Origin of the sequence: Arthrobacter sp. 8AJ, assembly GCF_902506025.1 — a bacterium.
GTDB lineage: Bacteria > Actinomycetota > Actinomycetes > Actinomycetales > Micrococcaceae > Arthrobacter.
Genome location: NZ_LR733289.1, coordinates 651,372 through 671,365, shown reverse-complemented (window position 1 = coordinate 671,365; position 19,994 = coordinate 651,372). Strand labels below are relative to the sequence as shown.

General features: G+C 66.8%; 22 protein-coding genes and 1 riboswitch. Of the genes, 17 read left to right on the top strand and 5 right to left on the bottom strand.

Annotated features, from left to right (window positions below; genetic code table 11):
• The first annotated feature begins 147 nt into the window (after nt 1-147).
• From cycA to BACI349Y_RS03045, 5 genes are all read left to right on the top strand, one after another.
• Nucleotides 148-1,659, top strand: coding sequence for a D-serine/D-alanine/glycine transporter (gene cycA / locus BACI349Y_RS03065; RefSeq protein ID WP_159630348.1), 1,512 nt, complete (start codon nt 148-150; stop codon nt 1,657-1,659).
• A gap of 65 nt (nt 1,660-1,724) precedes the next feature.
• Nucleotides 1,725-2,600, top strand: a complete 876-nt coding sequence (gene purU / locus BACI349Y_RS03060; RefSeq protein ID WP_159635121.1) for a formyltetrahydrofolate deformylase — start codon at nt 1,725-1,727, stop codon at nt 2,598-2,600.
• 94 nt (nt 2,601-2,694) lie between these two features.
• Nucleotides 2,695-2,794, top strand: a riboswitch (glycine riboswitch).
• 152 nt (nt 2,795-2,946) lie between these two features.
• Complete coding sequence (locus tag BACI349Y_RS03055) at nt 2,947-3,783, top strand: methylenetetrahydrofolate reductase (RefSeq protein WP_159630346.1); 837 nt, start codon at nt 2,947-2,949, stop codon at nt 3,781-3,783.
• 122 nt (nt 3,784-3,905) lie between these two features.
• Nucleotides 3,906-4,709, top strand: coding sequence for a hypothetical protein (locus tag BACI349Y_RS03050; protein ID WP_159630344.1), 804 nt, complete (start codon nt 3,906-3,908; stop codon nt 4,707-4,709).
• Nucleotides 4,693-5,442, top strand: coding sequence for a LamB/YcsF family protein (locus BACI349Y_RS03045; protein ID WP_159630342.1), 750 nt, complete (start codon nt 4,693-4,695; stop codon nt 5,440-5,442). Before BACI349Y_RS03050 ends, BACI349Y_RS03045 begins: the two co-directional genes overlap by 17 nt.
• 59 nt (nt 5,443-5,501) lie before the next feature.
• Here BACI349Y_RS03045 and BACI349Y_RS03040 read toward each other — a convergent pair whose 3' ends face one another.
• Together BACI349Y_RS03040 and BACI349Y_RS03035 are read right to left on the bottom strand one after the other, a co-directional pair.
• Entirely contained in the window at nt 5,502-7,118 is a 1,617-nt protein-coding gene (locus BACI349Y_RS03040) for an HNH endonuclease signature motif containing protein (RefSeq protein WP_159630340.1), read from the bottom strand.
• A gap of 72 nt (nt 7,119-7,190) precedes the next feature.
• Nucleotides 7,191-8,552, bottom strand: a complete 1,362-nt coding sequence (locus BACI349Y_RS03035) for a DUF445 domain-containing protein (protein WP_159630338.1) — start codon at nt 8,550-8,552, stop codon at nt 7,191-7,193.
• A gap of 49 nt (nt 8,553-8,601) precedes the next feature.
• Between BACI349Y_RS03035 and BACI349Y_RS03030 the strand changes: the two genes are divergently transcribed.
• The 7 genes from BACI349Y_RS03030 (at nt 8,602) to BACI349Y_RS03000 (ending at nt 13,666) form a co-directional block, all read left to right on the top strand.
• Complete coding sequence (locus BACI349Y_RS03030; RefSeq protein ID WP_159630336.1) at nt 8,602-9,501, top strand: glycerophosphodiester phosphodiesterase; 900 nt, start codon at nt 8,602-8,604, stop codon at nt 9,499-9,501.
• Nucleotides 9,502-9,508: 7 nt separating this feature from the next.
• On the top strand, nt 9,509-10,942 hold the full coding sequence (locus BACI349Y_RS03025; protein ID WP_159630334.1) for a CoA transferase: 1,434 nt from the start codon (nt 9,509-9,511) through the stop codon (nt 10,940-10,942).
• 189 nt (nt 10,943-11,131) lie between these two features.
• Entirely contained in the window at nt 11,132-11,686 is a 555-nt protein-coding gene (locus BACI349Y_RS20500) for a DoxX family protein (RefSeq protein ID WP_442858422.1), read from the top strand.
• The gene (locus BACI349Y_RS03015; protein ID WP_236560699.1) at nt 11,683-12,486 is read left to right on the top strand and encodes an AzlC family ABC transporter permease; all 804 of its coding nucleotides are present in this window, start codon (nt 11,683-11,685) and stop codon (nt 12,484-12,486) included. Before BACI349Y_RS20500 ends, BACI349Y_RS03015 begins: the two co-directional genes overlap by 4 nt.
• A complete protein-coding gene (locus BACI349Y_RS03010) occupies nt 12,483-12,794 on the top strand; it encodes an AzlD domain-containing protein (protein WP_159630330.1) in 312 nt (103 codons plus the stop codon). The genes BACI349Y_RS03015 and BACI349Y_RS03010 overlap by 4 nt, the downstream gene beginning before the upstream one ends.
• A 114-nt stretch (nt 12,795-12,908) precedes the next feature.
• Nucleotides 12,909-13,166: a hypothetical protein gene (locus BACI349Y_RS03005; RefSeq protein ID WP_159630328.1), complete on the top strand. Its 258-nt coding sequence runs from the start codon at nt 12,909-12,911 to the stop codon at nt 13,164-13,166.
• Nucleotides 13,167-13,249: 83 nt separating this feature from the next.
• Complete coding sequence (locus BACI349Y_RS03000; protein WP_159630326.1) at nt 13,250-13,666, top strand: hypothetical protein; 417 nt, start codon at nt 13,250-13,252, stop codon at nt 13,664-13,666.
• A gap of 124 nt (nt 13,667-13,790) precedes the next feature.
• On the opposite strand, the gene BACI349Y_RS02995 is transcribed toward BACI349Y_RS03000, so the two are convergent.
• A complete protein-coding gene (locus BACI349Y_RS02995; RefSeq protein WP_159630324.1) occupies nt 13,791-14,015 on the bottom strand; it encodes a hypothetical protein in 225 nt (74 codons plus the stop codon).
• Between the two features lie 210 nt (nt 14,016-14,225).
• On the bottom strand, nt 14,226-14,882 hold the full coding sequence (locus BACI349Y_RS02990) for a TetR/AcrR family transcriptional regulator (RefSeq protein ID WP_159630322.1): 657 nt from the start codon (nt 14,880-14,882) through the stop codon (nt 14,226-14,228).
• A gap of 123 nt (nt 14,883-15,005) precedes the next feature.
• Between BACI349Y_RS02990 and BACI349Y_RS02985 the strand changes: the two genes are divergently transcribed.
• From BACI349Y_RS02985 to BACI349Y_RS02965, 5 genes are all read left to right on the top strand, one after another.
• Nucleotides 15,006-15,329, top strand: a complete 324-nt coding sequence (locus BACI349Y_RS02985) for a thiamine-binding protein (RefSeq protein WP_159630320.1) — start codon at nt 15,006-15,008, stop codon at nt 15,327-15,329.
• Nucleotides 15,330-15,390: 61 nt separating this feature from the next.
• Nucleotides 15,391-16,083 carry an O-methyltransferase gene (locus BACI349Y_RS02980; protein WP_159630318.1) on the top strand — a complete coding sequence of 231 codons (693 nt, stop codon included), beginning with the start codon at nt 15,391-15,393 and terminating at the stop codon, nt 16,081-16,083.
• A gap of 9 nt (nt 16,084-16,092) precedes the next feature.
• Nucleotides 16,093-17,223, top strand: coding sequence for a hypothetical protein (locus tag BACI349Y_RS02975; RefSeq protein WP_159630316.1), 1,131 nt, complete (start codon nt 16,093-16,095; stop codon nt 17,221-17,223).
• Nucleotides 17,217-18,593 (top strand): bifunctional PIG-L family deacetylase/class I SAM-dependent methyltransferase, encoded by a 1,377-nt coding sequence (locus BACI349Y_RS02970; protein WP_159630314.1) that lies wholly within the window; start codon nt 17,217-17,219, stop codon nt 18,591-18,593. Before BACI349Y_RS02975 ends, BACI349Y_RS02970 begins: the two co-directional genes overlap by 7 nt.
• Nucleotides 18,590-19,381 carry a glycosyltransferase gene (locus tag BACI349Y_RS02965; protein WP_236560698.1) on the top strand — a complete coding sequence of 264 codons (792 nt, stop codon included), beginning with the start codon at nt 18,590-18,592 and terminating at the stop codon, nt 19,379-19,381. The genes BACI349Y_RS02970 and BACI349Y_RS02965 overlap by 4 nt, the downstream gene beginning before the upstream one ends.
• A gap of 217 nt (nt 19,382-19,598) precedes the next feature.
• Here the strand turns inward: BACI349Y_RS02965 and BACI349Y_RS02960 are convergent, their stop codons facing one another.
• Nucleotides 19,599-19,856 carry a hypothetical protein gene (locus tag BACI349Y_RS02960; protein ID WP_159630312.1) on the bottom strand — a complete coding sequence of 86 codons (258 nt, stop codon included), beginning with the start codon at nt 19,854-19,856 and terminating at the stop codon, nt 19,599-19,601.
• Between the last annotated feature and the right edge of the window lie 138 nt (nt 19,857-19,994).

The following is a 19,994-nucleotide window of genomic DNA, read 5'->3' as shown; positions in this document are numbered from 1 at the left end:
TGGAAAGCAGCCGGGCCCTGTCCTGGCTCACCGACGGTGCAAGCACGCCCATGCCGGCATGTGGAAACTCTCAGGTCCCAGACAGAGCGGGGAGGAAATCCAATCTTTGCGACACCCCGGGTGCCGCTCGAACGATGGAGTTCCTCAATGACGACCCATTCCCCGACGTCCCCCGGCGGCGGAGCCCCGCACTTGGAGCGGCAGCTCAGCAACCGCCACATCCAACTGATCGCCATCGGCGGCGCAATCGGCACCGGCCTGTTCATGGGCTCCGGCAAGACCATATCGGCGGCCGGCCCCTCAGTGATCTTCGTGTACATGATCATCGGCTTCATGCTGTTCTTCGTCATGCGTGCCATGGGTGAACTGCTGCTCAGCAACCTCAACTACAAGTCCTTCAGCGACTTTGCCGCCGACCTGCTGGGTCCGTGGGCCGGCTTCTTTACGGGCTGGACCTACTGGTTCTGCTGGGTCATCACCGGCATCGCGGATGTCATCGCCATCGCCGGCTACTCCCGTGAACTGTGGCCCGGGGTGCCCCTGTGGATTCCCGGCCTGGCCACCGTGGCCATCCTGCTTTTTCTGAACCTCACCACGGTGAAGGCGTTCGGCGAGACGGAGTTCTGGTTCGCACTCATCAAGATCGTTGCCATTGCCGCACTGATCATCGTTGGCCTGTTCATGATCTTCACCGGTTTCCAGTCCGACGCCGGCCCTGCCACCTTCACCAACCTGTGGAGCCATGGCGGATTCTTCCCGAACGAGTTCATGGGCTTCGTGGCCGGCTTCCAGATCGCCGTCTTCGCCTTCGTTGGCATCGAGCTGGTGGGCACCACGGCGGCCGAGGCCAAGAACCCGGAGCGGAACCTGCCCAAGGCCATCAACTCCATTCCCATCCGCGTGCTCCTCTTCTACGTAGGGGCCCTCATCATCCTGATGGCCGTCACCCCCTGGACCGAGTTCAGGGCCGGCCACAGCCCCTTCATCGCCATGTTCTCCCTGGCAGGCCTGGGCGCCGCGGCCACCGTGGTCAACCTCGTGGTGCTGAGCTCCGCGATGTCCTCCGCGAACTCCGGCATCTACTCGACCTCCCGCATGGTCTTCGGCCTTGCCCAGGAAGGCGACGCCCCCGACGTCTTTGGCAAACTGTCCCGGCGCAAGGTGCCCCAGAACGCACTGTTCCTCTCCTGCGTGCTGCTGCTGTCCGGCGTCGTCCTCATGTACGCGGGCCAGGACGTGGGCAAGGCCTTTGATATGGTCACCACCGTCTCCGCCGTCTGCTTCGTCTTTGTCTGGTCCATCATCCTGGCCAGCTACATCGCCTTCCGCCGCCGCCGGCCGCACCTGCATGAAGCATCGAAGTTCAAGATGCCCGGCGGTGTTGCCATGGTCTGGGTGGTCTTCGCCTTCTTCGCCTTCGTGATCTGGACCCTCACCACCCAGCCGGACACCCTGGTGGCCCTGCTGGTCACCCCGGTGTGGTTCATCCTGCTGGGCGCAGCATGGTTCGTCCTCCGCCGCCGCCCCGCACACCAGGCCCGTTTCGCTACGTTCCAGGCTGAACTGCAGGCGGACCAGGACTTCACCGACGCCGCAGCCGGCAAGGCTGTCCGTACGGGTGCCGCCGCAGAAGCGGGGGAAGAGCGGGTCAACCGGTGATCGCTGAGGAGCTCCGCGCTTCCGGGCTGCGCGCATCCGAACCTGGGACTTCTGAAGCCGGGCAGCTGCAGGCAGTGGCAGATCCGGAAACGGGCCGGGAATTCGTGCTGACGTTCCACTGCCCGGATGCCCTTGGCATTGTCCAGGCGGTGGCGGCATACCTGCTGGAACAGGAATGCTACATCGTGGACATCAAGCAGTTCGGCGACAGGGCGAGCGGGCGGTTCTTCATGCGCATCCACGTCACCTCGCAGGTTGAGCTGGACCTTGGCCGCCTCCGGGCCGGTTTCGGTCAGGTGGCCCAGGAGTGGCAGATGGACTGGCGGCTGGAACGCCACGGACGCAAGCAGCCCATCCTGGTGATGGTCTCCAAGTATGAGCATTGCCTCAACGACCTCCTGTTCCGCGCCCGCAATGGTGAATTGCCCGTGGAGATCGCCGCCGTGGTGTCCAACCATCCGGACCTGGAACCGCTTGCGGCGTGGCACGGTGTTCCGTTCCACCACATCCCCGTGACGCCGGAAACCAAGGCCGATGCCGAGGAGCGGCTGCTGGCCCTGGTGGACGACTACGCCGTGGAGTTGGTGGTGCTGGCCCGCTACATGCAGGTGCTCAGCGACGAGGCCACCACCCGCCTGAGCGGGAAGGCCATCAACATCCACCACTCGTTCCTGCCCAGCTTCAAGGGGGCAAAGCCCTACCACCAGGCCTACGAGCGCGGCGTCAAAACGGTGGGTGCCACCGCCCACTACGTCAACTCGGAGCTGGACGAAGGGCCCATCATCTCGCAGCAGGTCATCGAGGTGGACCACACGTACTCCGCCTCGGACCTGGTCACGGTTGGCCGCGACGCCGAATGCAAGGCGCTCACGAATGCCGTCCGCTGGCACGCTGAAGGGCGGATAGTCCTCTCCGGCAACCGGACGGTCATCCTCCGCTAGTTTGCGGGCCCGTCCACGCGGCCGGTGCCCGCACTCCCTCCAAACGGAGGGGCAGGCGCCGGCCGCCGTGGCACCACTACTGAATACAGCCTTTCGAGCTGTGGCGGGAGAGTTCTCCCGGCCATCACCGGGCAGGCGCCGTAGGAGCAAATCCTCCCCAGGAATCTCTCAGGCCCATGTACCGTCACGGCGAGGCGACTCTGGAAAGCAGTGCTGCTCCGGCAGCACTCACCGACGGTGCAAGCAGGCCCTGATGGGTTTGCGGAATCTCTCAGGTCCAATACAGAGCGGGGAGGGACCCGATCCATGCCGTGCCACCCGTGGCCGGCCAAACCTGGAGTTCCTCATGACGATTCAATCCCTCCTGGCACCAGCCGCAGCACCGACTCCCGCGGAAGGACAGGCCGGCAAGTACGGTACGGTACTGCCTGTCCGGATGCAGATCATTCCCTCGGAGGGTATTGCCGCCCGCATCCAGGCCGCCGTGCCCCCTGGGGCGCAGCTGACGGTGACGTGCCTGCCCCGCCAGGGTGTGGGACCCACCATCCGGACGGCCATTGAGCTTGCCTACCTTGGCTTCGAGGTTGTTCCGCACCTGGCAGCACGAAGCATCGAAAGCCGTGAGCAACTGGCCGGCGTGGTCCGGAACTGCCACGACGCCGGCATCACCGAAGTGTTCGCCGTCGGCGGTGACGCGGGGGAGCCGGCCGGTCCCTATGACAGCAGCCTTCCGTTGCTGGAGGACCTCGCGGAGGTCTCTGGCGGCACCATCCGGGCCGGCGTGGCGGGCTACCCCGAAGGGCACCCGGGCCACAGCGAACTGCACATGCTTGATGCCCTGCTGGAAAAGCAGCACCTGGCATCGTCAGTGGTGACGCAACTGTGCCTTTCGGCCCCCCGGATCCAGTGGTACGCCCAAACCCTGCGCCGGGAAGGGGTGCGCCTGCCTGTCTGGGCCGGAGTGCCCGGCGCCGTTCCGCGGGCGCAGCTCATTCGCGCCGCGCTGAAAATCGGTGTAGGCCCATCCCTCACACTGCTGAACCGCAGGGGACCCCTTGGCCGGCGCCTGCTCCAAGATGGCCGCTACTCCTCCGAGGCCATCGTCGCGGAACTGCAGCGCGGCGAAGCAGTGGAAGGTATCCACCTTTACACGTTCAACAACCTGGCCGGCCCCGCCAACTAGAGGCCGGCGGCGGGGGTAGCCGTGACGCGGAGCGGAAAGTTCAGCATGCTTAGTGTTTGTCCACATAGGATGGATAAGCACGGCAGCCTACCCGCTGCAGGTCGATTTGAATGAAGGTGACCATGGCCAGGCGCAGCAATCCCGCAGTACGAATCGCACAGGAAACCGCCCACAACGCAATGTTCGATGCCGACGGCAAACCCAAGCCCGGTGTCCACAACATGCTCCTGAAGGCAGTGCAGATCCAGCGGCCCCTGGTGGTGGCCTACATCCGCCGGCTCCAGAAGAAGCATCCACGGGCCACCGCCGCCCAGTTGGCGGCCATCGCAGAGCGTGACTACCTGCGCGCAGTGACCGGTGGGGGTGCCCTGGTGGGTGCCACCGCCGTCGTCCCTGGTGTTGGAACCGTGGCGTCGCTGGGACTTTCCGCAGCCGCAACCGTCGGCTTCCTGGAGGCGACGGCCCTCTACGCGACGTCGCTGGCAGAGCTCCACGGCATCCGCCTCACCAATCCCGAGAAGGCCGGCACCATGGTTATGGCCATCATGCTTGGTGAGGAAGGGACCGCCCTGCTGGGAACGCTCAGCGGCCAGGCAGCCGGCGGCGCCAAGCCCGCCGACGTCTGGGGGAACATGCTGTCCAAGTCCTCGATCCCAGGATTCGGGAGTGTGCGGAAGAAGATCCAGCACGCCTTCCTGAAGAACCTGCTCAAACGGCAGGGCACTGCGCTGTTCGGCCGGGCCCTCCCCTTCGGCATAGGGGCAGTTGTGGGCGGAGCCGGTAACCTCGTGATGGGCCGTGCCGTGGCGCAGAACGCCAGGGAGGCGTTCGGACCCATGCCGGACACCATTCCCGGGGAGCTGACCGCAGCTGCCGGGCCGGACAACCTGACCCTGGAAGGCAACACCCTTGGATCTAAACGCTGATGTAGGCCAATCATTCGGCTCCTGGACCGCGGGAGGCGATCCGGCGATGTTCCAGCTGGCCACCAGTGTCAACGTAGCGTGCGGCCTCCACGCAGGCGATCCCGTCACCATGCTGGACAGCTGCCGGGCGGCTTACGAACTTGACGTCACCGTGGGTGCGCACCTTGGGTACCGCGATATGGCCGGTTTTGGCCAGCGCTCGCTGGACATGAGCTTTGATGAGCTATTTGGCGACGTGCTGTACCAGCTGGGCGCGCTCGACGGCGTCGCACATGCCGTGGGTGCCTCGGTGGACTTCGTGAAGCCACACGGTGCGCTGTATGACACCCTGATCCATGATGCTGAGCAGGCCTCCGCACTCGTGGCGGCCGTGAACGCCTACGATCCTGGACTTCCCATCCTGGGCTTCCCGGGGTCGGAGCTGCTGAAGCAGGCCAAGGAGGCCGGCCACCCCGTGTTCACCGAGGCCTTCCCCGACCGCGCCTACTACGCCGACGGCACCCTGGTGCCGCTGTCCAGGGAAGACGCCGTGCTGCACGACGTCGACACGATCGTTGAGCGCGCCGTTCGCCTGGCCACAAAAGGCGAAGTGATGGCCATCGACGGGTCCATCGTCACCGTCCAGCCGGACTCCCTGCGACTGCAGGGCGGTAGCCCCGGCGCCGTGGAGACGGCGGCAAAAATTCGGGCAGGACTTGAGGCCGCGGGCGTGGAACTGGAGGCCTTCGCCTAGAAAGCGGCGGCGTGCTCCGGACTCAAGGACTACTGAACCTTGGACTGTCCAAGGCACCGTCATCCCGACGGTACTAATGGCGTGGCGAGGAGTTCGGCCCAGAGGGGATCGTCAGCCGGCAGGTCGTCGAGGTCCACATATCTGTCGTCGTCTGGTTCCCACTGCGGAAGGTTTTCGAGGCTGGCCTCCAGGCAGTGGCAGACGGCGGGCGCGTCCCATTGGAGCAATGGTGACCAGGTTCCTGGTGGCCAGTGGGTTGGTTCGGGGTCGGGGTGTTCTGGGTTGTAGTGCCTGCCTGTGGGTGAGGTCCAGCCGGGTGGTTCATTCTTGTTGGCCGGGTCCGGTGTCCATCTGGTGTGGTGTTTGAGCCGGTGGTGTTTGGGGCAGAGTTGGGCCAGGTTGCTGACGTTGGTGGTGCCGCCGTGTTGCCACGCTTGTAGGTGGTCGGTTTCGTTGTCGGGGGTGCGGTTGGTGCAGCCGGGGAAGGTGCATTTGGTGTCGCGCATCCTGATCCAGCGTTTGATGGCCCCGCTAAGCCGGTAGTTTTTGCGGCCGATTTCCAGTGGTGCCCCGTCGCGTGGGTCGACCAGGACCCGGTAGAACGAGTCCGCCCCGTCGGTGACGAGCCTCCGCGCCATGGACGCCGGGATTGGTCCGAAGCCGTCCAGTACGGCGGGTTCGTCGGTGGCTCCGAGGAGGGCGAACACGGGCACGGTGACCAGGACGTCGGCCCGCGGCGCAGGGACCTTCCCGATCCCGGTGACACCCTGCGTGCCCTGAACGCCGGGGCCGGGACCGTCTTCCTCGGCGTGGACGGCGGTGTTCCGGGCTCCGTGGTTCACACCAGCCCCCAGCAGCAGCGATGCGGCGATGTCGGGGCGGAGTTGGGTGAGGGTGCGGGGTTCGGCGGGTCCCTGGAGTCCGCGGGCGATGGCGGTGGTCCGGTTCCAGATCGCGCACGCGGTATCGCCGGGCAGGTAGAGCGAGACCCAGGCCATGCCGTCCCGGTCGGGGGTGTATTCCAACCGCCGGTCAGCGGCACTTTTGGCGTGGCGCTTCTCGATCGATTCCGGGTGGTGGCGTTCCCGCCAACTACGCACCTTCGCCCGGAACCGGGACGGGACAAGCTCGCCGGGGGCCGCGCCGCGGGCGGGCTGGGGTGCGTCAGGGTCGAAGAAATGCGCCACCAAGGCCAGGGCGCCCTCGGTGGTGAGGCCTTCAGTCTCATCGGCGACAATCCGGGCGTGCTGCCAGGACATGTCCCCGGCGGACAGTGCATCGAACACCAGCGGCAGGGAGCAGATCCGGCGTGAGTGCTCCACCAACGCCCCCGCAGCCGCGGAGCTGATGGTCAGCACCCCGGCGATCTCCTCCACGACAGACATGTCACCATAAGTGCGGTCCTCGACCGAGGCGTCCGGCGGCGTCATCGCCTGCTGCAGTTCAACGGCTCGGCCGGCCTGCCGGGACTTTAGCGCCGCGAGTTGAGCTTCCAGCCGGGCCGTCAGCTCCAACCCTTCCAGGCACAACTCGTACCGGCGCTGGAACACATCCATACCGACGCCAGCATGAGCTCCGGAAGCCAGGAAAGCGTCCTCTTTCTCCAGCGCATCAAGGGCGGCAATGGAGGCATGGACCCCCTCCAAAGCCACCCCAGCACCACCGCCGATTCCCATACCGACATCATCCATCGAGGCACTGACATTTGAAGCCGCCCCGTGGCTAACCGCCAGGCCGCCGCGAGCGCGTCACCCAAAAATCAGCTGCGCCACCGTGAAGATCGCCAGCCCGGCGAGGGACCCCACCACGGTGCCGTTGATGCGGATGAACTGCAGGTCCTTGCCTACCTGAAGCTCAATCTTTTGCGAAGTTTCCTCGGCATCCCAGCGCGCAACCGTGTCCGTGATGACTCCGGCGATGTCCGAACGGTAGGTCCGGACCAGATACCCGGCGGCGTCGCCGATCCAGGCGTTGACCTTGCCGGCCAGTTCCGGATCCTGCACCAGGCGCGAGCCAAAATCGCGCACCGCGGCCTTGAACTTGATGGTGAGCTCGCTGTCCGGATCGTCAACGGCACCCAGCAGCGCGTTCTTGACCGTGCCCCAGGTCCGGGATGCGAGCTCGCGCACCTCGGGATCGCCCAGCACCTGCGCCTTGATGTCCTCCGCGCGGGCAATCATCGCCGGATCATGCTGCAGGTCCTGCGCGAGGTCGTTGAGGTACTTGTCGATTGACTGGCGCACCTGGTGGCGGGGGTCGGCCTGGACCGCGCGCACGAACTTGAGGATTTCGAGGTAGACCTTGTCGCCCACCAGGCCATCCACGAACTGCGGAACCCAGGTGGGGGAGCGGTCGGACACCAGGCGGGTGACGGTCTCGTGGTTGTCATCCACCCAGTCCGCAGCACGGTCCACCAGCAGGTCCACCAGCGTGTGGTGGTGCCCGTCGTGGAAGACCCGCTCCGCCAGCCTGCCCACCGGGGGTCCCCACGGCGGAGCAAGCAGGTGCTTGCGGACCATGCCCTCGATGACGGCCTGGACGTCGTCGTCATTCAAAACCTTAAAAGCGCCGCGGATCACCGCAGCACCTTCCTTGGCCACACGGTCGGCACCACCGGGGGCTGCCAGCCATTCACCGGCCCGGCGGGCGATGTTGACGCTGGCCAGCTTGTCCTGCACCACCTGTTCGGAGAGGAAATTGGTCTCCACGAACTCACCGAGGGAGGCGCCGATCTGGTCCTTGCGCCGCGGAATGATGGCTGTGTGCGGAATCTTGATGCCCATGGGGTACTTGAACAGCGCCGTCACGGCGAACCAGTCGGCCAGCGCGCCCACCATGCCACCCTCAGCGGCCGCGCGTACGTACTGCAGCCATGGATAGTCCTTCTGCAGCGCGAACGCGAAGACAAAGACCACGGCCATGGCGATCAGCAGGCTCAGCGCCAGCAGCTTCATTTTCCGCAGCGCTGCCGCCTTTTCGGCGTCGCCGGCACCAAGCTGGCGGCTTACGACGGCGGCAGCCGCCTTGGTGCCCGGCGGCACCTCCCGCGCGGCCTCCGCGGGCGCTTCCTGCGTGGTTGGCCCAGTAGTTGCCTCAGAGTTCACCTGCATGTGCCAAGCCTAGCCCCGAAGGCGGGGGCGGGTCGGCTACCGTGTGTCCATGACAATTGACGAGTCAGTGCCGCAGCGGCCGCTGGTCTTTGCCCACCGCGGGTCCAGCGGAGCGTATGCCGAACACACCCGCGCCGCCTACCTGCAGGCCCTGGCTGACGGGGCCGACGGGGTGGAGTGCGATGTCCACCTGACCCGGGACCAGCACGTGGTCCTGCTCCACGACGCCAACCTGGACCGCACGTCCGACGGAACGGGCCCGGTGGCTGAGCGGACGCTGGAGGAGTTGCGCCAGCTGGACTTCTCGTCCTGGAAAGGCGTCCGGATTCCCGAAACCTACGGGGCGCGCTCCGAGCAGCTCCTGACCCTCCCGGAGCTGCTGGACGTCCTGCGCGGGGCGGGCCGTCCGGTGAAACTCGCCATTGAGCTCAAGCATCCCAGCCCCTACCAGCTCAAGCTGGAGGACCGGGTCCTGGAAGTACTCCGCAGCGAGGGCTGGGACCCGCAAAGCTCCACAGTGGACAACATCGCCGTGACATTCATGAGTTTCAGCCCCGATTCCGTCCGGCACCTGCTCCTGTCCATCCCGCCTCAGTACATCTGCCAACTCGTGGACGACGTCACCATCCATGAGATCCGTGGCGGGCTGGGGGTGGGGCCGATTACGGGCGGCGCCATCGCAAACCTGATGAAGGCCACCCAGCTGGAGGGCGAACGGATCCTGGATGACCGGGAGGTGGGGATGGCCGGGCCGGGTATTGATTACGTCCGTGAGCGCCCCGGCACCGTCCGGCGCTGGCTGGACTCCGGCCGCCGCTTCAGGGTGTGGACTGTGGACTCACCGGAGGACGTGGCCCTTTGCCAGGAGTTGGGCATCCAGGAGATCACCACCAACGTGCCGGCCCGCGTCCTGGAACAGCTGCACATGGCCGCGCCGCAGGGAAAGTAGCGCTGACATGGCCGCCCCCGGCACACCGCCCGTGCCGCGCTGGTGGGCCGGGCCGCTCGACGTCGAAGGCCTGGCGCTGCAGTCCGTGGAAGCAGCCGCGGAAGCCCTGAACCTGTACACGGGGAGCCCTGGCCGGTACAGCACAACTGCTGTGCTCACGGCAGCTGCCTTCGATTCCTTCGGGCACCTGCGGATTGCGGGGCGCAAGCCGCAGGGTTTCGCGCCCCTGTCCGGCTTCCGGAAGACCGCCGACGGCTGGATCCGGCTGCACGCAAACTACCCGCACCATGAGCAACGGCTTTTGCAGGCGCTGGGTGCCACCTCCGCGGAAGGGGTGGAAAGGGAACTCCAGTCCATGGCCGCTCTGGAGGCTGAGGCCGCCATCCAGCGGCACGGCGGAATTGGCGCGGCTGTCCGGACTCGCGGTGAATGGCTTGCGACCGACATGGGCCGAGGGGCCGGTTCAGGACCTTGGGTCGCTGTGGAGCAGGCCGACGGCACAACCAGTGGCTTCGGACTGCAGGATATCGGGGCGGCCACAGAGGCCAGCACCAGCCCCAGCACCGTGTCCGGTACCGGCGCCGGGCACGGTGCGGACGGCCTGCCCCTGGCCGGGGTGCGGGTCCTGGACCTGACGCGGGTCATCGCAGGGCCGGTCGCCACCCGGCTGCTGGCCGCGCTCGGAGCAGACGTCCTGCGGATCGACCCGCCCGCCTTTCCCGAGATCGAAGACCAGTTCGTGGACACGGCCTTTGGCAAGCGCAGCGCAGTACTCGACCTGGGACCCGCGGCAAACCGGCAGGACTTCCAGCAGCTCCTGGCCGGCGCAGATGCCGTGGTCACCGGTTACCGGCACGGCGCGTTGGACCGCTTTGGGCTCAATCCGCGGGAACTGCTGGCGGCACACCCGGGACTGGTGGTGGTCACGTTGGACAGCTGGGGCGGCAGTGGGCCGTGGAGCGGGCTGCGCGGCTTCGACAGCATTGTCCAGGCCGCCAGTGGAATCGCACACCTCTACGGCAGAGAGGACGACGACGGCAGGTGGCGCCCGGGTGCCCTTCCGGTGCAGGCGCTGGACCATGCCACCGGCTACGGGGTGGCTGCGGCTGCAGTCGGTCTTCTGGCCGCGCGGCGCCGGACGGGTTTGGGCGGCGCGGCACACCTGTCTCTGGCCCGCACCGCAGAGGAACTGTTTTCCTTGACCGGCATGGAAAACCAGGCCGGCAGGGAACACGGGGCTGGCACCGAAAGCCAGGCTGGCACCGAAAACCAGGCCACCACAGCAAGCCCTGCGGAACTCCCATCGCCCGAATCCCGGTCCGTGGACAGCAGCTTTGGCGATTTGCGGTACGTCGGGCCGCCACTGCTCGACGCAGGCCGGCCGCTGGACTATCGGTCCCCGCCACCAGCATATGGAAGCTCGCCGGCCGCCTGGCTGTGACGCTTGCAGCCCCGGGCTGAGTAGCTGTGCAGCCCTGCTGTCCTGCCGGATGCCGGGTTTCTGGGGGTGCTTAGGCTGTGATTGAGTGGTTCCATGTCTTCTCCCAGGTCCGGCCCCGCTGCTAAGGGCCTGTCCGCTCTGTCCCCATCCATTCCCGGCGCGGCCGTGCAGCACCTGTCCGCGGCTGCCATGGGGGCGCTTCTGCTGGCCAGTGCCGGCAAGCATTTCAGGGATCCCGGCTTCTACCGTGACGTCGTTCCGGGATACCTCTGCCGGCAGGATCCCTCGCCTGGGGCGACCCCAAGCGATACCACCCAGGGCAGTTCAACCCAAGACAGTCCAACCCAAGGCAGTCCAACCCAAGGCATTTCAACCGAGGGCAGTCCAACCCAAAGCAGCCTGCCCCCGAGAAGCACGGGCACAGCCGCCGCAGCCCAGCATCCATGGGCCGTCCTGTCCCGGGACGAGTGGATCGCCGTGAGCGGCCTGCTGGAACTCGCAGCCGCCGTCGGAATTCTCCTGCCACCCACCCGGAAGCTGACAGCCACTGCCATCACCGCGATGTTCACGGCGTTCCTGGGCGGGCACGTCGATGCCCTCGTGAGGGCGTACGGACCGCAGGGCACACCCCGCCGACGGAAGATCCACGCCGTGCGGCTTCCGCTCCAGGCGCCCCTGATCCTGTGGGCCTGGAGCCTGCGGACACGTGCACTGCCTGCCCGTAAACCCGGAGGCCGCGGGTGAAGCTGCTGGCATCGCCGGCAGTCAGGGTGGGTATCTCCATCAGTATTGCCACCGGGCTGTACGGCGTGTCCTTCGGGGCGCTCGCGGTGACGTCCGGGCTCAACTTCTGGCAGACCATGGTGTTGAGCCTGCTCCTCTTCAGCGGCGGCTCGCAGTTCGCGTTCATCGGGGTGGTGGCAGGCGGCGGCTCAGGCCTGGCGGCCATGAGCGCAGCCACCCTCCTGGGCATGCGCAACGGCATCTACGGCATGCAGCTGAACGCGCTGCTCCGCCCCACGGGCTGGCGCAAGTACGTCGGGGCGCAGCTCACCATCGACGAATCCACTGCCACGAGCACGGGCCAGACAGACCCGGCCGAACAGCAGCGCGGATTCTGGACCGCCGGAATCGGCGTCTACGTGCTCTGGAACCTCTTCACCGCTGTGGGGGCGCTGGCCGGAAGCGGGCTGGGCGATCCCAAGCAATGGGGGCTGGACGGGGCTGCCGTCGCCGCCTTCCTGGCGCTGCTCTGGCCCCGGCTCAAGGGCCGGGAGCCAATCGCCATCGCGGTGGTGTGTGCCGTGGCGACCGTAGTTGCTGTTCCCTTCGTTCCGCCAGGCGTCCCCATCCTGGTGGCCGCGGTAGTTGCCGCGCTGGTGGGTTGGTTCAGCCATGGCCGCCGCGACGAAGGCCTCGAACCCGACGTCGAGCCCTACGGCACGCACGGCCACGGCGATCACCAGGACCGCCACGGCGATCACCAGGACCGTCTTGGCGGACCGGAGCGCAGAAGCGGCACCGACCCGGAGGCACGCGCATGACTCTGTGGATCTGGCTGCTTATTGCCTGCGTCCTTGCCTACGCATGGAAGCTGGTGGGCTACTTTGTTCCCGCCAAGTTCCTCGAGGACCCCCGCACCTCACGCGTCGCGGGAACCATGACCATCGGCCTGCTGGCCTCGCTCACAGTGGTGAATGCGGTGGTGTCGGGCCAGGCGCTCGCCGCAGACGCCAGGCTGGGAGCGCTGGCCGCCGCCGCGGTCGCCCTTGTACTCCGGGCGCCGTTCCTTGTGGTGGTAATCGCCGGAGCCGGCACGGCGGCACTGTTGCGGATCCTGGGCTGGAACTGATCCCCTAATTCGTGCCCAAAGTGGTGATCCAGGTCACTTTGCTGGGCCTGTGGCGGTTGTACTATGAGATCGGCTTATGCAGTTGGCCATGGAATTTCCTATTGAACGGCACCCATGGAAAATCAGCTGCACCCTGCGGGCGGCTTAGCAGGCAGGCTTCGCCATAAGAACGCCCGACGCCGGGCGGGCCTTCCTGCCAAACGCTTCTTCAAGCGCTTTTCCGGACTTTCGGACGTCCCGGAAGAGGACCTGGAACTTCTCTCCCAAAGACTTCGGGAGGCACTCGACCTGGATCCGTCGTCGTCCGTGCCTGCCCTTCAGGCCCTGGTACGAGGGGAGATCCGCAAGCGGGCGGACACAGGCAGCGCGTAGCGGCCCACCATTCCGGGTGCCATCTGTGATGGACTGGAAGAGAGGCAGCCCACACCCAGGCGGCCACCAAAGGAGGAATCGAGATGGACGACGAGTCACGGCCTGTTGAGCCGCAGGACGGCCACGGCACCGATGAGACCGGCAAGGACGCCAGGGGAGAACACGGCACCGGGGTGCCGGCCGCGGAACAGTCTGCAAAGCCGCGGGCCGCCTATCTTGACCCGCGAGGTTCGGAGTCGACCCGCGAGCTGCGCGACACCGCCAGAAGGCGCCGGGACGCGGAAGAAAAACTCCAACAGCACCTGATGGAAGCGAAGGACCACGTTCCCAACGAATTCCATGAACATCCCGGACATGGCTACGTGGGACACGCCGGACATGAGCACCTGGCCCATGAGCCGTCCGGTCATGAGACGCCAGACCAGGAAAAGCCCGGCCAGGAACAGCCCGGCCAGGAGCAGGACAGCCGCACCGGCGAAAAGGGCGCGGACAAGCCCTGATCAGCAGTGGAGTCCCTGGCCGGCTGGCCCCCTGCCTGCGGCGGCCGCCACAGACTTTCGGCCGCCGGACCCCTGGCTGCCGGTCGGCGTTGACCGGCAGCCAGGAGCTGGAACAAGCGGTGGTTTAAGCTACGCCGTGGGCAGCGCCGTCAGGTGACACGGACCTGCGGCACGTTTCCTCCACGCCCATCTCGTACCAGGCCTGCGCGCCAAACTCGGGTTCGGGGGTATCCAGGTTCTGGTACAGGGCATCAAGCAGTTCGACCAGCTCGCCGGCGGTCAGTGCAGGCAGGACTTCCTCCGGCCCGCGGGGATCGGTCAGGTAGTGGAGAAGCTTTGAGTGGTTCATTGCAGTGCGGCCGTTGTGTGGGGGACAGGCGCGAAGTGCATGGGGTTGCTCCAACGTGGAAGTGCCGAGGCTGACTGCCTAACCCCAATTCAGAGTGTATTGCACGTACTTACTGGTAACAATGGAGTTGGCCCACAACGCATCTGCCATCAGGAAATTGCCGTCATCGAACAGCCGTCAACGAATTACGGCAGCCGGCGGCGGCACGGCTTACTCCGGCAGCGGTCCGGGCTGGCCGGGCACTGTGGTGATGCCCGGGGCCGGCGGCACGGGCACGAACACGGGGAGCGGGCGCGACGGCCGGACCGTGCGGATGGCGTCCTCCACCAGCGCCAGCGGGCGGCGCCATGCATCAGAACCGGGTTCCATGGTGTCCACCACGCCGATCAGCATGGCCAGGAGCCGGAACATGTCCGTCATGGAAATGTCAGTGCGCAGGCTTCCCTGGCCTTGGCCGCGCGCCAGCAGGATGCTCATGGATTCCATCAGGGAACCGGTGATTCCGGTGAGGAGTTCCCGCCGGCCGGCCACCGCACACAGCAGGTTGGCGTCGTCGCTCGCGGCCCCCATCAGGGCTTCAAGGACGCGCAACAGGCCTGCGGCGGCGTCGATATCGGCAAGGGCGCCGTCCATGACGGGGTCAACCGTGAGCCGGAGCTGCCGGTTGAGTGCGGCAAGCACCAGTTCTTCCTTGTCCGCGAAGTTGCGGAAGAGGGTTGCCGGGCCCACGCCGGCGGTGGTTGCGATGGTCTGGAGCGGTACTTCCGGGCCGAACTCCCGGAAGCATTGGCGTGCAGCCGTGATGATCTTGTCCACGTTCCGCGCTGCGTCGGCACGGAGGGGCTTTCGGGCGACTGCGAGGCTCATGCCCAAAAGGGTAGCAACGGAGCCTCCGGCCAACACGGTTACTGCGGGGTAGGCGCTTATGTGACGGCGGTCCGCTGTTGTCACCCCCGCCGGTGTCCGGAGACGCATGGGAGACTGGGGAGCATGTTGCTTGCATTTTCTGTTGCTCCGTCAGGCGTTCCCAGCGAAGGTTCCAGGCCCAACGATGCGTCGGTGCACGACGCCGTTGCAGCCGCAGTGAAGATCGTCCGGGAGTCCGGGCTGCCCAACCAGACGGATTCCATGTTCACCACCATTGAAGGTGAGTGGGACGAAGTGTTCGACGTCGTAAAACGCGCCACCGAGGCCGTGGGGCGGTACGGCAGCCGTGTTTCGCTGGTGATCAAAGCAGACATCAGGCCCGGCTACAGCGGCGAGCTGACGGCGAAGGTTGACCGCCTGGAGAATGCCCTGGTGCAGGAGCCCTAAGCGTCTTACAAGGGGGCCGCATTGTCTGGACCCCCGGCACGCCGCGTGCCAAACTGTGGCAATGTTCGAGCACAAACCCCGGCCGGAATGGATTGCCACCGAGGAGTTCCTGTCGGAAACCGTGGTGCATCCGGACAGTGCCGTCCAACAGGCCATCCACGCCGCGGCGGAGGCCGGGATGCCCGCGATCGAGGTGGCGCCGAACGCGGGGAAGCTCCTGAAGCTCCTGGTCCAGCTGTCCGGTGCCCGGCGCATCCTGGAGATAGGGACGCTCGCTGGCTACAGCACCATCTGGATGGGCCGCGGCCTGCCCCCTAACGGCACCCTGGTCACCTGCGAGTACCTGCCCCAGCATGCGGAAGTGGCGTGGGCCAATATTGATGCGGCCGGCCTGGGGGAACGGGTGGAGATCCGGCTGGGCCCTGCGCTGGAGACCTTGGCGGCCCTCGAGGAAGAGGAACGGGAGCCGTTCGACTTCATCTTCATTGACGCCGACAAGCAGAACAACAGCCGCTACCTGGACTGGGCCGTCAGGCTTGGCAGGCCCGGTGCCGCGGTGGTCCTGGACAACACCATCTGGGAAGGCGCGGTGCTGGACCCGGACATGGACCCCGTCAACGCGCCGGGGATCATCGATGCACTCAAGCTGCTGGGCGACCACCCCCGGCTGGACGCCACCGTGATCCAGACCGTCGGCTCCAAAGGCTGGGACGGGTTCGCCCTGGCGCGCATCCTCCCGCAAAACAGTAAGTAAGCTGTGGAGATGCGTCCGGTGCCCGCCGGACATCTCTCCTGGAGGACGTATTTGCAAGCGCCACTTACTCCTGTGCTCCTCAGTTCCGCCCCCGCTGAGCTCTCTCCGTGGGGTTCCCTTCTTGAGTCGTTCGCTGGAGCTGCGGGCGATGTGCCGGCCCTGCTGGCCTTCGCGGTCGAGGCCGGACGGACGTGGCCGCGGCCCGGTGAAGGACGCACCGCGGTGTTGTGGGAGCTCCTGGCCTCCGTGGCTGCCACCGACGTTGCCGCTGCCCGGGTGCTTGAGCCCCACCTCGACGCCGTCGCTATCCTTGCCCAGGCCGGCCAGGCGTTTCCGGCCTTTCATCCTGCGCCGGATGGTGCCGCGGAAGCTGCGTGGGGCGTGTTCGCCGCAGAGGCACCCAACGCCAGGCTTGAGGCGCGCTCCGGAAGTACCGGCATTGTGCTCACCGGAACCAAGCCTTGGTGTTCACTTGCCGGCCGGCTGGACTGCGCCGTCATCACCGCGCATACGGACGACGGCGGCAGGGCGGCTTTTGCCGTCAGCCTTCGCCACCCGGGCGTGGCATGTGAGGAACCGGAGTGGATTGCGCGCGGGCTCCGGGAGATTCCCAGCGGAAGCGTGCGCTTCGACCACGTGCCGGCGACGCCGGTTGGCGATACCGGCTGGTACCACAGCCGGCCCGGCTTTGCATGGGGCGGGATGGGCGTCGCCGCCTGCTGGCTGGGTGGAGCAGTGGGGGTGGCACGGGATTTCCGTGCCGGCCTGCTGGCGGGTGCGGATAACGGGCGGGAGCCGGACCAGCTGGCGCTAGCGGCATTGGGCGAGGTGGACCGGACCATCGCCGCCGTCCTGCAGTACCTTGCCCGGACGGCAGCCCGCATCGACGACGGCACCCTCGGTGCCGACGGGAACCAAAGCACCTGGAGCGAGGCCCAGCGCGTGCGCGGAACCGTTGCGGCCGCCGTCGAACGTGTCCTTCACCTGGTGGGCTCCCACCGGGGGCCCGGGCCACTCGCCTTCGATGAACCGTATGCCAAAAGGATGGCGGACCTGGCGCTGTATGTCCGGCAGCATCATGGGGCACGTGATGATGCCCAACTGGGCCGGCTGGCGCTCAAGGGGGACTGCCCGTGGTGACCTTTTCGCATACTGACCAGGGGACCGCCGAGGAAGCCTGGGCCCGGAGCGGACTGGCTGCTGTGCCGGAGCTGCCGCTCGACGCGGCCGAACTGGCGGCCATGCGCTTCGTGGTCCTGGCGGCCCATCCTGACGATGAAACACTTGGCGCCGGGGGGCTCATGGCTTCGCTGGCGGCGCTGGGAGCCGAGGTCGAAGTCCTGCTGTGCACCGCGGGGGAGGGGTCGCACCCAAATTCGCCCACCACTACTGCCGGGCAGCTGGCCGCCGTCCGGCTGGCCGAGTTTTCCGCGGCCCTGGCCGCCCTGGGCCTGGCGGACCGGTGGACGTTCCTCGGATTGCCGGACCGTGGACTGGGCGGCCATGCGGAAGCGATCGCCACTGCTGTCCGGGACGCTGTACAGCGGCTGGCCGGCACCCCGGACCGGCTGGTCCTGGTGGCGCCGTACCGGGCCGACGGTCACGGTGACCATGACGCCCTCGGTGCGGCAGCGGCAGAAGTGGCCCGGCGCGACGGCCACGCCCTCCTGGAGTACCCCATCTGGTTTTGGCACTGGGCCACCCCCCAGGACCAGGACTGGCAGCAATGGGTCCGCTTCCATCTGGACGACGCCGCGCGCAAGGCCAAGAAGCACGCCATGGAGGAGCACGCAACCCAGGTGCAGCCGCTGTCGCCTCTTCCCGGTGATGAAACGTTGCTCAGCGGGGCATTTCTGGAGCACTTCTCGCGTGGCTACGAGGTTTTCGCCTGGACGCCCGCCCCCACTTCGTCCGGACGGCCGCATTCCAGCAGTGACGCCGAACTGGTCTTCGACGGCGTCCATGGCGGTTCGGAGGATCCCTGGAACTACGGCACAAGCTGGTACGAGCGGCGCAAACGCGCGCTCACCCTTGCAGCTCTGCCGGCTGAATCGTACGAGCGCGGCCTGGAAGTGGGCTGTTCCATCGGGACGCTGACGGCGGAACTGGCAACGCGTTGCCGCACCCTGCTGGCGGTGGACGCCAGCGGGACCGCAGTGCGCAGGGCCGGCCAACGGCTGGAAGGCATACCCGGGGTGCAGGTGGAGCAGCGGGTCCTGCCCGGATCCTGGCCCGTAGGAACATTCGACCTGGTAGTGGTTTCCGAAGTGGGTTACTACCTTGCCCCTGAAGAGCTGGCCCAGCTGTGGGACCGCGTGGAGGCCACCCTGGAACCGGGCGGAACCCTTCTCGTGTGCCACTGGCGGCATCCCATCACCGGCTGGGAGCTCGATGGGGACACCGTCCACACGCTGGCCCGGCAAAGGCTGGGATGGCGGACGGCCGGGCTTTACCAGGAACGCGACTTCCTGCTGGAAGTCCTGGTCGCTCCGGGCGGGGCGACGGAATGATGCCGGCCGGTCCGGGGGACGATGCTTCAAGCCCGCCTGTCCAAAGCGCCAACGGCATCCAGCACGTTGCGGTGGTCATTCCGGCCCACAACGAGGAGCAGCACCTGGAACGGGCGCTCACTGCGGTCAGTTGCGCGGCCGACCGGGTCGAAGCGGAACTGCCGGACGTTGCTGTGCGGGTTGTGGTTGTCCTGGACGGCTGCACCGACCGGTCGCCAGCGGTTGCCGCGCGGGTGGCGGCCGGGGATCCGCGGTTCCTGCTCCTTCCCGTGAGCTTCGGAAGCGTGGGAAGAAGCCGGCAGGCCGGCGTCAGGGCCGCACTGGAGAACTCAAGCAGTCGCACCCAGGATGGCCGGGCGGCGGGGCGTTCCCCGCGGGGGACCTGGCTGGCCAACACGGATGCCGATTCCTGCGTGCCGCCACACTGGCTGGTGCGGCAACTGGAACTGGCTGCACTCGGTTTCGATGTTGTCCTTGGCACCGTGCAGCCGGACCCCCACGACATGCACCACGACCTGTTGGCCCGCTGGCATGCGCGGCACGCCGGCACCGAGGACCACACCCATGTGTACGGTGCCAACCTTGGAGTCCGTGCCTCTTCCTACCTTGCTGCAGGGGGCTTCCCCGGCGTCGATTTCGATGAAGACCAGGCGCTGGTCCGAAGGCTTCGAAGCAGCGACGCGGGCATCGTTGCCACCGACACCACGAGGGTCCTCACGTCAGGACGGACGGCGGGACGGGCGCCGCACGGGTTCGCCGCGTACCTCATGGCCCTGGCGCAGCCATAGGGCACTGCGCAGCCGTAGGGCGGGGCGGAGCCATGGGGCACTGCGCAGCCATAGGGTGGGGCGGAGTCTTAGCAGCGGCATCTGACCCAAGAGCTGCCCCGGCATGGAAAAGGGCTGCTGCCGTACGGCAACAGCCCTTCGTTCCGGGACTTAATCTCGCGTGACTGCGTCAGTGACCTTCCCGGGCGCAGGCTTCAGCCGGTGCTTCCGCTTCGTGTCAGACCAGGTCCGGAGCGCTGGCAACGATGTAGTCCGCCGCAGCTGGTCCGGTCATGGAGAGGTTATTGCTGTCCGGGTTGATTCCGGCATCGTGCAGGGCCTCCCAAAGAGCTTCCGGCGGCTGGAGTTCTGCCTTGTGCAGGAGGCACCAACTTGTGTAAAGGCCGTAGAGCTCGTCGCGCCTGAGGCCCAGCCCGGGCTCCCTGTCCGCGACAACTGCTTCGGCAAGAAACTGTTCAAAATGGGTAGCAGGCATGTCCGCTCATTAAGGGTCGACACTGATTCCGCCGTCTGCTTCAGCGGCCTTGCCCGGTTTCCAGGGGATCCCGGCGAGGTAATCAAGAAACTATTGCAGTTCTGTGTGCTTGTCCAGTTGGACCCGGCCGGGTTGCAC